Source organism: Kitasatospora sp. NPDC057198 (genome assembly GCF_042670125.1).
Classification (GTDB): Bacteria; Actinomycetota; Actinomycetes; order Streptomycetales; family Streptomycetaceae; genus Kitasatospora.
The window spans coordinates 1-14385 of sequence record NZ_JBHUWH010000178.1 but is presented as its reverse complement, the minus strand read 5'-3'; the positions used below and the strand labels follow the sequence as shown (position 1 = coordinate 14385).

Here is a 14385-nt window from a genome sequence, read left to right as displayed (position 1 = left end):
GTGCAGGGGCAGGCATTGAAGGTCGTCAAGCGTCATGTCCGGGCGTTGGAAGGCGAGTTGCTGGCGGAGCTGCGGGCGGCGGCGCTGCTGCTCGACCCCGCGCACGCCGCCGCGGCCGCCCAACTGCTGGGCGTGGCCGTGGAGTTGGACCCTACGGCGGCGGCCGCCGACCGGCTGCCGGAGGCGCCCCGGCCGGTGCCGCTGCCCACACCGTTCGCCACTCCCGCCGAACTGGCCGAGGAACTCGCCGCCGCGCTGGCCGCCGCTGACGAGAGCGCGGCCTTCGAACGCCTCCTCGACGGCCTGACCCGGCACGCCTGGCAGGACCGGGCCGCCCTCGGCGCGGCGCTCGCCCCGCTTCCGCAGACCTGGGAACCGCTGCACGCTCTCGCCCGGATCGCCGTCGGCACCGCCCGCCCCGAGGACCTGCCGCCGCTGCTCCAGTACCGCTACCAGTACGACAACATCTTCGGCTCGGTGCTCGCCGCCCGCCTGCACGAGACCGCCCGACGGCTCGCCACCGACCCCGTCCCGTTCCTGCTGGCCACCCCGACCTGGCGCCACGGCGCGCTGGACGCCCGGGAGTTGGTGTCCCGGCTGGCCCGCTACGAGGAACTCGGCCTGCAACCCGGCCCGGTGGACTTCGCCCAGGCCCTGCTGCGCACCGCCGGCGACGGCGGCGAGGGCGCCGGGGCACTGACCTCGCCCGCCGGGCGCCGGCTGGCGGCCTGGCTGCGCGGCGGTGGACTGCCCCGGCGGGAGAGCACCGTCGTACCGCCCGGGACGGAGCCGGGCGCGGGGCGCCGCCGGCACTGCGAGCAGCCCGCGTTGGACGCCGACCGGTTGGAGATGCTCGCGGTGGCGGACGGGGCGCCGCTGCCGGAGGCGGTCCGGCTGCTGCTCGGGCCGCGCCGGGAAGCCGATGAGCACTACCGGGGCCGGGCCTGGCTGCTCGACGAACGCGCCACCGCGATCCTCCCCCGGCACCGCGAGGAGACCGCCGCCCGCCTCGTCCCCCTGCTCGGCGACGACCGGCTGCCGCTGCTGCTCGCCGAGGCGGACGGCCCCTGCGGCCCCGCCGTCCACCTGCTGCTGGCCCTCGCCTGCAGCGCGGACCACGAGCGGGGCCGGGCCGCCGCCGTCGACGCGCTGCTCTCGCTCGCCGCCCAACGCGCCTTCGACCCCGCCGTCCTGGGCCGGGAGGCCGGCGCGCTCGTCCGCGACGGCGCGGTCAAGGCCAACCGCCTCGCCCTCACCCTCACCGACCTCGCCACCGCCGGAGCACCCCGGTCGGCCTGGGACGTCCTCGCCGCGCTGCTCCCCGTCCTGCTGGAGGCGCCGGTGCCCAGGGGCGCCGCGGAACTCCTGGCCGCGGCGGTCGACCTGGCCCGCGAGACGGGCGCGCGCGGTGCGATTGCCGCGGTGACGCGGACCGCGACGGGAGGCGGGCGCAGCCGGACGGTCACCGAGGCGGGGAACCTGGCGGCGCTGCTCGGATAGGCCCCCGGGCCGGTGGCGTCATTCGAGACCGGTGCGGCCGGGCGCCCAGAAGGGCTTGGTGAGCACGTCGCGCCGGTCCCAGCCGCGTTCGCGCACCAGGTGGTCGCGGACGAGCCGGACGGTGCCGACCTCGCCGGCCAGGTAGGCGGTGCCGGGAGCCGGCGGCAGGTCGAGCGCCGCGACCGCCGCCACCAGCCCCGCCGACCCGGCCGCGGGGCGCCCGTCCCGGTGCACCCACCGCACGCCCGGGATCGGCAGCCGGTCGTCCTCGCCGTCGACCTCGACGACGGCGTCCACCCGCACCCCGGGCCCCAGCCCGGCCAGCATCGGACCGAAGGCGGCGGAGGCGGTCTCCTCGCCGGCGAACAGGTGGTACGCGGAGGGCCGGGTGACGAAGCGCCCCTCCGGCCGGCCCAGCCGCACCCGGTCGCCGGGCCGCGCGGTGCGCCCCCAGGCGGCGCCGGGGCCGCCGCCGTGGTCCAGCACCCGCAGCGCCATCCGCCCGCCCCCGTACGACCACACCGAGTAGGTGCGCAGGGTGCCGACCAGGCGGTCGACCAGCGGGTTCGCCGCGCCGACCTGGACGCGCACCTGCTGTCCGGGGACGACGGCCAGGCCCGCGAGCCGCGGCCCCTCGAGGGTGAGGGCGCGCCAGCGGCGGCCGAGCGGCTCGTTGGCGGTGACGGTGGCGGGGAGCAGGAAGGTGTCGAGCAGACGGCGCGGCACGGCCGGGCCTCCTTGTCGGTGCGTGCGGTGCGTGCGGTGGATGCGGTGGAGGCGGTGGGTGCGCGGCCGGTCAGCGCCCGCGGCCGGCTCGCCGGGCGGCCAGGACCACGACGGCGCCGGCGGCCAGCGTGACCGCGCCCGCGACGTGCAGCGCACCGGCCGCCCCGGTCACGAAGGCGTCCAGGACGGCGGCCCGGTCGGCCGGCGCCGCGGCCAGCGCGGCGGGGACGGAGTGCCGCCCGCGCGCGGCGGCGGGCAGGGCGGAGGCGAAGACCGAGGTCAGCACGGTGCCGGCGACGGCGACGCCCACCGCGCTGCCCAACTCGCGGGTGGCGGACTGCAGTCCGCCGGCCACCCCCGCCCGGTGCGGGGGCAGCGAGGAGGTCAGCTCGACCGTCAGGACCGGCATCGCGAGGGCGAAACCGGTGCCGGTCACCACCAGCCAGAGCGCGTACGGCGGATAGGCGGCGTGCGCGGCCGAGGCCAGCCCGAACAGGCCGCCGCCCAGGCAGCCGAAGGCGACCAGCAGGGTGGCCGCGAAGCCGATCCGCCCGGCCAGGGCCGGCGCGAACCGGGCGCCGACGATCATCGGCAGCACCAGCGGGAGGATCGCGACACCGGTCTGCGGCAGCGAGAAGCCGTGCCCGTACTGGAGCAGCGAGGCGTTGAGGTAGAACAGGGCGAAGCTGCCGAAGAACATCACGAACATGCCCAGGCTCGCGGCGCTGAGCATCGGGATGCGGAACAGCCGGGGGTCGAGCAGCGGGTGCGCGGTGCGCAGCCCCACCAGCACCCAGGCCGTCCAGAACAGGGCGCCGGCCGCGAAGGCGCCGACCACCAGCGGGCTCGTCCAGCCGGAGCCGGGCCCCTCGATGACGCCCACCAGCAGCGCCACGGTGGCGAGTACCAGCAGCGCCGTACCGGCCGGGTCGAGCGAGCGGGGGCTGCGCCCGCTGCGGCGGACGGTGAGCGCGACGCCCAGCGCGCAGACCAGGGCGAGCGGGACGACGGCCCAGAACAGCAGCCGCCAGGAGCCGGACGACAGCAGTGCGCCGCCGCCCAGGTTGCCGATCAGGCCGCCCAGCCCGGCCACCGCGCCCCACAGCGCCAGCGCCCGGCCGCGCCGCTCGGGGCGGGTGGCGTGGACGAGCACGCCGACGCCGTTGGGCAGCACCAGGGCCGCCCCGACGCCGCTGACCACCCGGCCGGCCAGCATCACGCCCGTGCTCGGCGCCGCGGCGGTGAGCGCGGCCCCGGCGGCGAAGGCGAGCAGCCCGGTGAGCAGCACGCCCTTGCGGCCGAAGCGGTCGCCCGCCGCGCCGCCCGGTATGACCAGGCAGGCGAAGACCAGGACGTAGGCGTCGACGATCCACAGCAACTGCGCGGAACTGGGGTGCAGCGGGCCGGCGGCGAGCATCGGCACCGCCAGGTTGATCGCCGCCACCAGGCCGACGACCAGGACGGTGCAGACCGAAACCCAGGCCAGCACGAGTGTCTCGGCGCGCCGGACGCCGGCGGCCCCGGCGGGCGGGGGCGCGGTGGCGGCAGCCCGGTCGGTGGCCTTGCCGGTGGCCCGGCCGGTGGTCTCGTCGGTGGTCCTGTTGGTGGTCCTGCCGGCGGTCTCGTCGGCGGCGGAGGGCGTGGTGGTCATGCGGTCCTTCCGTGGTCGTCGCGGCCGTGGCCGTCGGTGGTGTCGGTGGTGTCGGTGGGGTGCGCGCCGCCGAGGACGTCCTCCGGCGGCGTCGGGCCGGTGGGCCGCCGGGGCAGCGGCGTCCGGGTGAGGCCGCTGGGGCCGGTCGGGGTTCGGCCGAAGAGGTGGCCGACCACGCCGAAGCGCGCGGCCGCGGCCCGCTCGGAGCGGGCCGGGCCGGAGACCCGGTGTCCGGAGGCGAGCCGTCCGTCCACGGCGGCCGGACCGATCCAGCCGGTGGAACCCGTCACGAAGACGCGCATGGCGCGTCCCCCTTCCTGCCCTGCGGGCATGGCGCCGGCGCCGTCGGCCGGCAATTACGGATCACGGTGCACTGAAACTAACAGATACGGTGCACCGCGTCCATTAATGGGGGCGGGCCGGGAGCGGGCCGGCGGGACGGTCGCCGCGCCCCCAACGCGGCCGTCCGGCACGGTGGTTGGCGCAATCGTGTGCATACTGTCTCGTAACGTACGATGGCCGGAGCGAGAACCCGGGAGAGGGAGCGGCATGGGCGGCAGCGAGCACGGCAAGGTCGGGCGCCCGCGCAGCGAGGAGGCCAGGACGGCCGTCCTGCACGCCGTCGACGACCTCGTGGTGGAGCTGGGCTACAGCGCGGTCACCATCAAGGGCATCGCCGAACGCGCCGGCGTCTCCCGGCAGACCGTCTACCGCTGGTGGTCGACCAAGGCCGAGATCCTGCTGGAGGCGAGCGCGACCGACGCCCGCCACGAACTCGACGTCCCCCCGCAGCCGGACCCGGCCGCCGATCTCGCCGCCTACCTCGAAGCCCTGGTCGCCTTCCTCACCACCTCCGACGCGGGCGCCGCCTACCGGGCGCTGGTCGGCGAGGCGCAGCACGACACGGCCGTCCGCGACCTGCTGCGCGGCACCGACCCGATCGGCGCCGGCGCGGCCGCCGTCATCGCCCGCGCCCTGCCCGGCGACGCGCTGGCCGTCCCGATGCCGCAGGCGACCGCGCTGCTGGTCGGGCCGGTCTTCTTCTGGGTCCTCAGCGGCCGGGAGCCGGGCGCGCTGCGGCCGCGCGAGCTGGCCGCCGACTTCCTGCGCCTGGCGTCCGCCCCGTCCTGAACGGGGCCGTGGGGAGCCCCCGGAGGGGGTGCCGGCTCAGCGCTGGGGGACTTCGCCGTCCTGGTTCGGGGACTGCTCGGCGGCGGGCCGGGCCCCGGCGAGCGGGGCGTCGGGGCGGACCGGGGAGGCGGTGAGGGCGGCGGGGGTGTCCGGGACGGCGGGCAGGCCGGGCGGAAGGAGGAGGTCCGAGCCGGCCGGGGCCGCGGCGACGGCGCGCCACCAGGGGGAGGCGGTGGGCGGGTCGGCGGGCTCGAAGGGGCGGCCCGGACGGGGCAGGGCGAGGGTGACCCCGGCGTGCTGGGCGGCGGCGACGGTGCGCTCGGCGGGCTCCTCCCACGGGTGCGGGGCCAGGTCGAAGGTGGCCCAGTGCACCGGCAGCAGCACGCCGCCGCCCAGGTCCCGGTGGGCCTGCACGGCCTCCTCGGGCGTCAGGTGGACCTCCGGCCAGTGCTCGGAGTACGCGCCGACCTGCATCATCGTCGCGTCGAACGGCCCGAAGCGGCGGCCGATCTCGGCGAACCCGGGGAAGTAGCCGCTGTCGCCGCTGTGGAAGATCCGCTGCCGCTTGCCCTCCACCACCCAGGAGGCCCACAGGAACCTGCCGCTGGGCCGGGGCCCGCGCGAGCAGTAGTGCCGGGCCGGGGTGGCGGTCAGCCGCAGGCCGTCCAGCTCGGCGGACTCCCACCAGTCCAGGTCGACGATCCGGCGCGGCGACACCCCCCAGTGCTCCAGGTGCGCGCCGACGCCCAGCGGTACCGCGAACACCGCGTCCCCGGCGGCCAGCGCCCGCACCGTCGCCATGTCCAGGTGGTCGTAGTGGTCGTGCGAGATCACCACCACGTCCACCGGCCCGAGCTCGGCCAGCGGCAGCGGCACCGGGTGCAGGCGCTTGGGGCCGATCCAGTCGAACGGGGAGCAGCGCTCGCTCCACACCGGGTCGAACAGCACCCGGACGCCGTCCAGCTCGGCCAGCACGGTTGCGTGCCCCAGCCAGGTCAGCCGCAGGCCGGAGGCGGGCGGGGTGGCCAGCTCCACCGGGAGCAGGCGGTGCACCGGGACGGCCGCGGCCGGGGAACGGCGGCTGGGGTCGGTGGCGAGCTTGGTGCGCATCAGCGCCAGCGGCGTGTGCGCGTACGCGAGGCGGCGGGTGGCCACCGGGTTGCGGAACGACCCGTCCACGAAGTGCGGCGAGTTGCGGACCCGGTGCAGGCGCCAGCCCGACGGGTCCGCGCCGAACGCGTCCGTGCGCATCCGCTGCCAGGTCTCCCGGGGGAGCGTCCGGTACGAGCGCTTCGCGTCGCGCAGGGCGAGCCCGGCTTCGGCGGCCAGCTCGCCGGCGCGGAACAGCCAGGAGACGGGGCGGGACACGGTACCTCCACGGTCGAACACCCGGACGGCGGCGCACCGGACGGCGGGACGCAGCGCGCCCCGCGGCGTCGACGGCGGGCCGGAGCGCGACACCCGGACGGCCGGGAACCCCGGCGCCGGACGGCGCACCTCGAGCCGGACATTACCGGCAGAAAACGGATGAACACTGACAGGACGACGTCGACGCGCCGGAACGGGTGTCACGGATGGTCCGTACGGGGTAACGGAAACGGACTGCCCCGGGGTGCGGGACGGTCCGTGCGGGGTAACGGAAACGGACCGCCCCGGGGTGCGGGACGGTCCGTCGTGGGAGGCGCGGGCGCGGCGGCCCGGAGCGGGTGGAGGGGTCAGGCGGCCGGGTAGAAGCGGGTGATGGTCTCCGCGACGCAGTGCGGCTTGGCGCTCGCCTCGCTGGCGATGGTGAACCGGACCACGGCCTGCACGCCGCCCGGCACCTCGTCCGCCGAGACCAGCACCGCCGTCGCCCGCACCGCCGTGCCCACCGGCAGCGGGGCCGGGAAGCGCACCTTGTCCGAACCGTAGTTCAGGGCCATCGCGACGTTCTCCACCGCGTAGCACTCCTTCGCGAGCACCGGGAGCAGCGAGAGCGTCAGGTAGCCGTGCACGATCGTCCCGCCGAACGGCGTCTCCTTGGCGCGCTCCGGGTCGACGTGGATCCACTGGTGGTCGCCGGTCGCCTCCGCGAACAGGTTCACCCGGTCCTGGTCCACGGTGTGCCACTCGCTGGTGCCGAGTTCGGTGCCGACCGCGGCGGTCAGGTCGGCGAGCGAGGCGAAGGTCGTCACGGTGCGCTCCACAGGTGCGTCGGGGCAGGAACGGCCCGGGGCGGGGCCGACCCGCAGAGTATGCCTACTCGCCGGTCACATGTCAGCGGGGGCGCCGCGAGCGGGCCGGTCGGCCCGGGGCTCAGCCGCGACGGAGGCCGGGCAGGGCGGGAGCGGCCCCGGACGGGCCGTCCGGCGCGGCCGCCGGGAGGGGCGGCGGAAGGGTCTCCGGGAGGGGATCCGGAACGGTCTCCGGGAGGGACGGGAGGGGCGGCGGGATGCGGCGGCCGGTGACCAGCTCCGGGCTGATCGCCACGTACTCCGGCCCCGGGGTCGGGATCCACGGGCGCAGGCCGCCGGAGCGCAGCGCGGCGCGCTCGCCCGCGTCGCGCACCACCTCGGCGCGGCCGTGCACCAGCACGCTCCAGCCGCAGCGGCCCGCCCGGTCGAAGTCGTCCACCTGGAACGCGGCCACCGTGCCGTCCAGCGCCCGCGCCACCCGGGTGCCGGCGCGCAGGGCCAGGATCAGCCGGCCGTCCGCCGCCACCCGGAAAGCCACCGGGAGCACCGCCGGAAGCGCGTGCTCGGTGTACACCACCCGCCCCAGCGGCACGGTGCCGAGCAGCCGCAGGCACTCGGCCTCGCTGAGGTTCTCCACCCGGTCGTCACGGTCCATACCGACGATGGTGCCCCCGCCGACCCGGCCCCGAACAGGGCCCATGGTCCCTGAGCTGGGGCTCATCGGGCCGATTCCGCCCCGCACCGACACCCCGCGGCGATACCTTGGCCTCCGGCGGCGTCCCGAGGACGGGACGGCGCGGCGGCAGGACGCCCGACCGGCCCGGCGGGTCGGCGGCAGTGCAGGCGGAGGGGGCGGTACGGGTGAGCGGTGGCATCGAACTCGTGATGATCGGCGCCGACGGCGGCCCCGAACGCGGCCACGGCGGCTCCGCCCGCGCCGCCGACGGCGCCCACACCCTCGCCGACGCCCTCCCCGGCCGCACCTTCGACGCCGGCACCCGCGGCAGCACCGTCACCAGCCCCCCGGCCGACGCCGACGCCAACACCCTGCTCACCGCCGTCCGGCAGGCCGCCCAGCGCCCCGCCCGCTGGCTGGTGGTCGGCCTGGTCGGCCAACTCGTCGCCGACCCGCGCGGCCGCCGGGTCGCCCTGGTCACCGCCGGCTCCACCCCCGACAACGCCTACCGGCGCGGCCTCGCCTGGGACTGGATCACCAGCGCCATGGTGCACGGCGCCCAGGAGGAGACCCTGCTGATCGTCGACGCCGTCGCCGACCGCGACACCTGGGCCGCCCTCCGGCGCGAGGACGGCGCGGGCGAACTGCTCGGCCACTCGCGCGTCCCGCTCTGGGGCCGTATCGGCCGCTGGAGCGCGGGACGGCGCGGCCGGGACGGAGTTCTGCCCGGCGCCGAAGGCTCGTTCAGCTGGGCACTCGGCCGGGTCCTCGAACACGGCGTGCCCGGCGCGCCCGCCGCCGTCGGTCCGCTCGACCTCCAGCCCGCCGTCGAAGGGCAGTTGGGCTGGGGAGAACCGGCCAATGCGGGAGAAGCCAGACTCCTGGTACCGCGGGACGGGGGAAGACTCCTGATGCGCAATCGGGCTGCTGTGAGGGGTGCGCTCGCCGGATTGCCGTTTTCCGATGAACTCTTGGCGGTTCTGTGGCGAGAAAGTGCCCCATCGGATCCGCCTTCCGCGTAAGGTCAGGAGGCCCCGGGTGTTGCCGTGCCGGGGCGGGGTGGCGAAGAATCGACCTCCGAGCGACCCAAGAACGACACCGGGGACGGCAGACGACATCCGCGGTCCGGATCCACTACAGGTCCGGCCGCAACAAGGTGGGGCTATGCGGCAGCGCTCAATTCTGGTGCGCCCTGGGGCGGTTGGGATCAGCGGGTTGCTTCTGCCATTCCTGCTGACAGCCTGCACGTCCTCCGGCGCGGGATCCGCGGACCGGCTCGGAACACCCTCCGGAAGCCTTCCGCGGGCGAGTTCCGCCACCGGCGCCAACACCTCCCCGACCGGCAGCCCGGCACCCCACGAAGGGGCCCAAGGGCTTGCGGGGAACGACGCGGTGACGGCCTATCAAGCCTGGTGGAACACCCGGGTGGACGTCTTCGGGCGATCGAATTCGGACGGAACCCCGCTCCGCCAGTACGCGACCGGGGCGGCGTTCACCGAAACCGTGATCTCGCTCACCCAACTGCACGACAACAAACTCGTCATGATCGGCCGGCCGCGCACCTCACCCGTCCTCAAAAGCCTTGATCAGCAGGCGAATCCGCCCACCGCCACGATCGACGACTGCCTCGACGTGACCGACTGGCACCAGGCGGACGCCACCACCAAGAAGATCAGGGATCCGCAACCGCGGCTGTCGCGTTATCCGGCCACCGTCGTGATGAAGAAATACGGAAACCGCTGGCTGGTCGCCGAGTTCACCCGCGAGGAGGGCAAGACATGCTGAACTCCGCCTGGCGAACCGCTGTTTGTGTACTGATCGGGCTCGGATTGGCCGCCACGGTGGTTCCGGTGGCGAGCGCCGACGACGATCCCGCCGCGCCGTGCGCCGACCGCACCATCTGCGCCGAGCACCACGTACCGGGAAGCACCCCGACCACGGGAGGGGGGACGTCCGGCGGGAGCGGGGGCGGAGGGACCGCCACCTGCACCTGGAAGGGCAAGGAGGTGGCCTGCTGGCGTGACGACCTGGGCTGGTTCTCGGAGGGCTGCTACTACTCGAAGGTCGACCCGCAGCCGGTGGACGGGGACGAGGTCTGGGACGGCCACACCAGCAAGGACGGCGCCGTCTACCAGAAGGCGTGCGACCTGACCGGTGACATGGTCAACTTCCAGGCCGCGGGCCAGGTCTTCCTCGCTCAGGCCCCCAACGAGCCGCCCAAGACGCCCGCCCAGGTGGCCTACGACGCGCTGAAGAAGATCACCGTCGCCGAGCCCGTCCTGCACAGCGCCCCCGTGAGGGACGCGGTGGTCGGTTCGCCGGTGTGGCTGTGGTTCGACCGGAACCCGGAGACCGTGGGGCCGTTGAGCGAGACGCTGGAGGGCGTGGGGTTCAAGGTGACCACCACGGTCACCCTCGCCGAGGTGGTCTGGAACGTCGACGACGGCCCGGCCGGGGACCACCAGGTCCAGCAGTTCACCTGCCAGGACGCCGGTAACCCGTTCAGCGCGCAGGGGACGCCGACCTGCAGTCGGGTCTTCACCGCGAGTTCGGCGCGGATGAAGGACAAGGCGTACAGCCTCAGCGTGACGCTCAAGTGGCACGTGAGCTCGCGGAGCACCGACGGCACCGCCATCGACATGACCGATTTCGACTGGTGGCCGACCTACACCGAAGCGGTGCTGAGCGTTCCGGTCAACGAGGTCCAAGTGCTGAACTGACCGGGCCCGCCGGGGGCGGGTGGTGGAAGAGTTGACGTCCCATCACGAGTGAGAGGCCGCAGAGCGGTGGAGAACCGAAGCATGCCGACCCCGCCGCGCCGACTCGGCGCGCGGCGGCGGCGGCCCGCCGTGCTGGCGATGGCGGCCGCGCTGATCGCGGCCGGCGGGCTGGGCGGTGCGGTGCTGTACAACAGCAGCGGGCAGCGGATCGCGGTGCTGGCGGTGGCCCGGGACGTGCCGATGGGGCAGGTGATCAGCTCGGACGACCTGGTGGTGGCGCACATCGCCGGTGATCCCGTGCTGCACCCGCTGGACGCCCAGGACCTCGAGCGGACGGTGGGGCTGCGGGCCACCACCGACCTCAAGCGCGGGGCGCTGCTGGTCAAGTCCGACCTGACCAGCGATCCGGCGACCCAGCCGGGGCAGCAGATCGTCGGCGTCTCCGCGAAGCGCTCCCAGTTGCCCGCGACCAGGTTGCAGCCCGGCCTGCAGATCCTGATCGTCAACGCGCCCGGCGGCAGCGGCGACGCCGCGACCACCCGCACCCCCGAGACGATGACCGCGGTGGTGGCCGCGGTGGGCAAGCCCGACACCGACGGCAGCACCGTGATAGACGTCGCCGTCGGCCCGGCGGACGGGCCGCGGCTCGCGCTCTGGGTGGCGGGCGGCAAGTTCCAGGTGATCCTGGCGCCCCGAACCGCCGGGGGGTCCTGATGGCCGTGGTGGCCGTGCTCGGCGGGACGGGCGCGCCGGGGGCCACCAGCAGTGCGCTCGCGCTGCTGCTGTCCTGGCCGCTGGGCCCCGGCCGCCGGGTGCTGCTGGTCGAGTGCGACCCGGACGGCGGCGCGGTGCTGGCCGGGGCGCTGGAGGGCCGGGTCGAGGCCGTGTACGGGCTGCGCAACCTGGCCGTCGCGGACCGGCGCGGGCTGCTCGCCGAGACGCTCTGGGAGCAGCTGCTCGACGTCTCCCCGCAGGGCACCGGCGACCGGCTGCTGCTGCCCGGACTCACCGACCCGACCCAGGCCCCCGGCCTGGCCTACACCTGGGAGCCGCTGGTCGAGGCCCTGCGGGCGCTCGAACCGCAGGGCTACGACGTGCTGCTCGACCTGGGGCGCTCCGGGGCGAACGGGGCGATGGCGGTGCTGCCCCGGCGGGCCGACGTGGTGGCGGTGACCGTCCGCACCACGCTGCGCGGGCTCTCCGCCGCCCGGCCCCGGATCGCCGCGCTGCGCGAGGACCTCGACACCCACGGCACCGGCTCGGACGGGCTCGGCCTGCTGCTGGTCACCGAGGGCCCCTACCCGGAGAACGAGGTCTCCCGGCAGTTCCGGCTGCCCGTGTTCGGGGCGCTCACCCACGCGCCGCGCACCGCCCGGGTGCTCTCCGACGGCGGCGACACCGCCGACCGGCGCTTCATCCGCTCCGAGCTGATGCGCACCGCGCGCAGCGCCGCCGACCGGATCCAGGACGCCACCGCCGCCCGCCGCCGGCGCCTCGGCGGCCCGCAGCCCGCGTCGCAGCCCGTACCGCAACCGGTGCCGCCGCAGCCCGTGCAGCCCCAGCCTGTGCAGCCCCAGCCCGTGCCACCGCAGCCCGTGCCACCGCAGTTCCTCCAGCAGCCGGTCCAGGAGCAGCCGCAGCAGCAGGCCCCGCGGCCGGTGCCGCCGTTCGTGGCGGGGCCGGTGCCGGGGCCGGCGGCCGGGCCGTCCTACCAGCAGCCGTACCAGCACCAGCAGCAGCAGCCGTACCAGCACCAGCACCAGCAGCAGTCGTACCAGCAGCCGGGGCCGGTCGCGGGCGGGCAGTTCACCGGGGAGTGGCCGGTCCGGGCGGAGGCGCCGCAGATCTCGTACGCGGCGCCGCACATAGCGCCGCCCGCGGTGCCGCAGCCGCCGGTGCCCGCGCCGTTCCCGGGGCAGCCGGGGCAGCCGGGGCAGGACGGTTCGGAGGGGGAGGAGGTGTGGCGTGCGCGCTAGCCCGTACCAGGGGCCGCTGCCCCCGCAGCAGCCGGTGAACGGACAGGTGGTGCAGGGGGGTTCGGCCGACGCGGCGGGGCTGCCCTGGGGGAAGCCGCCGGTGGCGGAGCCGCAGGTGCGGACCGGGCCGGTGGCGTCCGGGGTGCCCGCGCTCCCGCCGGTCGGGGCGCGTCCGGCCGTGGACACCCAGGTGGCGCGGGAGTTGAAGCGGCAGGTCGCGGCGGAGCTGCACCAGCAGTTGTCGCGGCTGTCGCAGGCGTCCGGGAGCGAGGCCGACCGGGCGACCCGGCGGCAGCGCGGGCGGGCGCTGATCGAGGAGGCGGTGGCCCGCTGGTCGGACGCGTACGCGCAGACCCATGGCATCCCGCCGACCCGCGAGCAGGACCGGGTGCTTGCCGAGGCCGTGTACGACCTGCTGTTCCGGGCCGGGCGGCTGCAGCCGTACCTGGACGACCCGGAGATCGAGAACATCCTGATCAACGGGTGCGACGACGTGTGGATCTCGCGGGTGCACCAACCGCTGCGGCAGGTGCCGCCGGTGGCCGACACCGACGAGGAACTGGTCGAGCTGCTCCAGGACTTGGCGCGCCAGCACGGCGGCGGCGAGCGCAGCCTGTCCACCGCCAGCCCGATGCTGGCGCTGCGCCTGGAGGGCGGGATGCGCCTGCAGGCGATGACCGAGGTGACGCCCCGCCCGTACGTGGCGATCCGCCGGCACCGGGTGGCCAGCGCCACGCTCAGCGACCTCGTCCAACTCGGCACCGTGGACACCACGTTGGCGGCGTTCCTGGCGGCCGCGATCCGGGCCCGGAAGAACGTGATGATCACCGGCACGCAGGGCGTCGGCAAGACCAGCCTGCTGCGCGCGATGGCCGCCGAGATCCCGCCGGACGAGCGGGTCGGCACCCTGGAGTCCGAGTTCGAGCTGTGGCTGCACACCCTGGGCCACCTGAAGCAGGTCGTCCCGATGGAGGCCCGCGAGGGCAACGGCGAACGCGTGGATGGGCGCCTGGCGGGCGAGTTGACGATCGGCGAGCTGATCCCGGCGGCGCTGCGGATGACGCTGTCGCGGATCATCGTCGGCGAGGTCCGCTCCGCCGAGGTGGTGCCGATGCTGCGGGTGATGACCAACGGCGAGGGCGGCTCGATGTGCACCCTGCACGCCCGCGGCCCGCACATGGTGGTCGACCGGATCGCCGAACTCTGCCTCGAGTACGGCGCCCACATGACCGACACCCTGGCCTACCGGCTCACCGCCAACGCCGTCGACTTCATCGTGCACGTCGCCATGGTCGACGAGACCGCGGTCGGCGGCCGCCGGCACCGCTTCGTCTCGCACGTGCTGGAGGTGGCCGGCCTCGGCGAGTCCGGCCGCCCCGCGCTGAACACCGTCTTCGGGCCGCGCCCGGAGCTCGGCGAGGTCCGGGCCGTGCCCGTCACCCCGCCGCACTGCCTGGACGACCTGCGCCGGGCCGGCTTCGACGCGGGCCTGCTCGGCTCCCCGTACGGGACGTGGGGCGCGCCGCTGGCGCTGCGGATCGGGGGGATGCGCTGATGCTGCTGCTGTACGTGCTGTGCGGGCTGGCGCTGGCCGGCGGACTGGTCGCGCTGGCCGCCGGCCTGCGCGGGCGGCCCGTCGACGAGGAGGAGCGGCACAACCCGCTGGAGGGCCGGCTGCACACCCTCTGGTACGGGGCGCCCGGCACCGCCTCGCCCGGGATGGCCCGGCTGCGCCGCACCCAGCTGGCGCTGGCCGCGGCCGGCGCGCCCGGCGGCTGGCTGTTCACCGGCATCCCGCTGGTGGCGCTGCTCGTCCCGGCCGCCGTCTTCG

The 14385-nt window shown here is 75.8% G+C and carries 14 protein-coding genes and 1 pseudogene; 9 read left to right on the top strand and 6 right to left on the bottom strand.

The genetic code is table 11. The annotated features are described in order from the left end of the window. Positions 1-1500, top strand: a 1500-nt coding sequence (locus ACFUEL_RS20615) for a DUF6493 family protein (protein ID WP_380237850.1), incomplete at its 5' end; no start/stop codon positions are given. Between the two features lie 18 nt (positions 1501-1518). Here ACFUEL_RS20615 and ACFUEL_RS20610 read toward each other — a convergent pair. From ACFUEL_RS20610 to ACFUEL_RS20600, 3 genes are all read right to left on the bottom strand, one after another. Continuing rightward, a complete protein-coding gene (locus ACFUEL_RS20610; protein ID WP_380237849.1) occupies positions 1519-2226 on the bottom strand; it encodes a siderophore-interacting protein in 708 nt (235 codons plus the stop codon). Positions 2227-2296: 70 nt separating this feature from the next. Then, a complete protein-coding gene (locus tag ACFUEL_RS20605; RefSeq protein ID WP_380237848.1) occupies positions 2297-3877 on the bottom strand; it encodes an MFS transporter in 1581 nt (526 codons plus the stop codon). Further along, positions 3874-4179, bottom strand: a complete 306-nt coding sequence (locus ACFUEL_RS20600) for a hypothetical protein (protein ID WP_380237847.1) — start codon at positions 4177-4179, stop codon at positions 3874-3876. Before ACFUEL_RS20600 ends, ACFUEL_RS20605 begins: the two co-directional genes overlap by 4 nt. Positions 4180-4426: 247 nt before the next feature. On the opposite strand from ACFUEL_RS20600, the gene ACFUEL_RS20595 reads away from it, so the two are divergent. Then, on the top strand, positions 4427-5008 hold the full coding sequence (locus tag ACFUEL_RS20595) for a TetR/AcrR family transcriptional regulator (protein WP_380237846.1): 582 nt from the start codon (positions 4427-4429) through the stop codon (positions 5006-5008). A gap of 36 nt (positions 5009-5044) precedes the next feature. Here the strand turns inward: ACFUEL_RS20595 and ACFUEL_RS20590 are convergent, their stop codons facing one another. The 3 genes from ACFUEL_RS20590 to ACFUEL_RS20580 form a co-directional block, all read right to left on the bottom strand. Beyond that, positions 5045-6376, bottom strand: coding sequence for an MBL fold metallo-hydrolase (locus ACFUEL_RS20590; RefSeq protein WP_380237845.1), 1332 nt, complete (start codon positions 6374-6376; stop codon positions 5045-5047). 347 nt (positions 6377-6723) lie between these two features. Further along, positions 6724-7182, bottom strand: a complete 459-nt coding sequence (locus tag ACFUEL_RS20585; RefSeq protein ID WP_380237844.1) for a MaoC family dehydratase — start codon at positions 7180-7182, stop codon at positions 6724-6726. Between the two features lie 121 nt (positions 7183-7303). After that, positions 7304-7837 carry a pyridoxamine 5'-phosphate oxidase family protein gene (locus tag ACFUEL_RS20580; RefSeq protein ID WP_380237843.1) on the bottom strand — a complete coding sequence of 178 codons (534 nt, stop codon included), beginning with the start codon at positions 7835-7837 and terminating at the stop codon, positions 7304-7306. Positions 7838-8043: 206 nt separating this feature from the next. On the opposite strand from ACFUEL_RS20580, the gene ACFUEL_RS20575 reads away from it, so the two are divergent. From ACFUEL_RS20575 to ACFUEL_RS20545, 7 genes and pseudogenes are all read left to right on the top strand, one after another. Further along, on the top strand, positions 8044-8880 hold the full coding sequence (locus tag ACFUEL_RS20575) for a hypothetical protein (RefSeq protein WP_380237842.1): 837 nt from the start codon (positions 8044-8046) through the stop codon (positions 8878-8880). Positions 8881-9250: 370 nt separating this feature from the next. Continuing rightward, positions 9251-9643 (top strand): hypothetical protein, encoded by a 393-nt coding sequence (locus tag ACFUEL_RS20570; protein WP_380237840.1) that lies wholly within the window; start codon positions 9251-9253, stop codon positions 9641-9643. Beyond that, positions 9637-10578, top strand: coding sequence for a hypothetical protein (locus ACFUEL_RS20565; protein WP_380237839.1), 942 nt, complete (start codon positions 9637-9639; stop codon positions 10576-10578). Before ACFUEL_RS20570 ends, ACFUEL_RS20565 begins: the two co-directional genes overlap by 7 nt. A gap of 81 nt (positions 10579-10659) precedes the next feature. Further along, a complete protein-coding gene (locus ACFUEL_RS20560; protein WP_380237838.1) occupies positions 10660-11292 on the top strand; it encodes an SAF domain-containing protein in 633 nt (210 codons plus the stop codon). Next, complete coding sequence (locus tag ACFUEL_RS20555) at positions 11292-12554, top strand: hypothetical protein (protein WP_380237837.1); 1263 nt, start codon at positions 11292-11294, stop codon at positions 12552-12554. Before ACFUEL_RS20560 ends, ACFUEL_RS20555 begins: the two co-directional genes overlap by 1 nt. Continuing rightward, positions 12544-14109 (top strand): CpaF family protein, encoded by a 1566-nt coding sequence (locus ACFUEL_RS20550; protein WP_380237836.1) that lies wholly within the window; start codon positions 12544-12546, stop codon positions 14107-14109. Before ACFUEL_RS20555 ends, ACFUEL_RS20550 begins: the two co-directional genes overlap by 11 nt. Continuing rightward, a pseudogene (locus ACFUEL_RS20545) lies at positions 14109-14385 on the top strand (hypothetical protein); the annotation flags it as partial. The gene ACFUEL_RS20550 and the pseudogene ACFUEL_RS20545, both read left to right, overlap by 1 nt.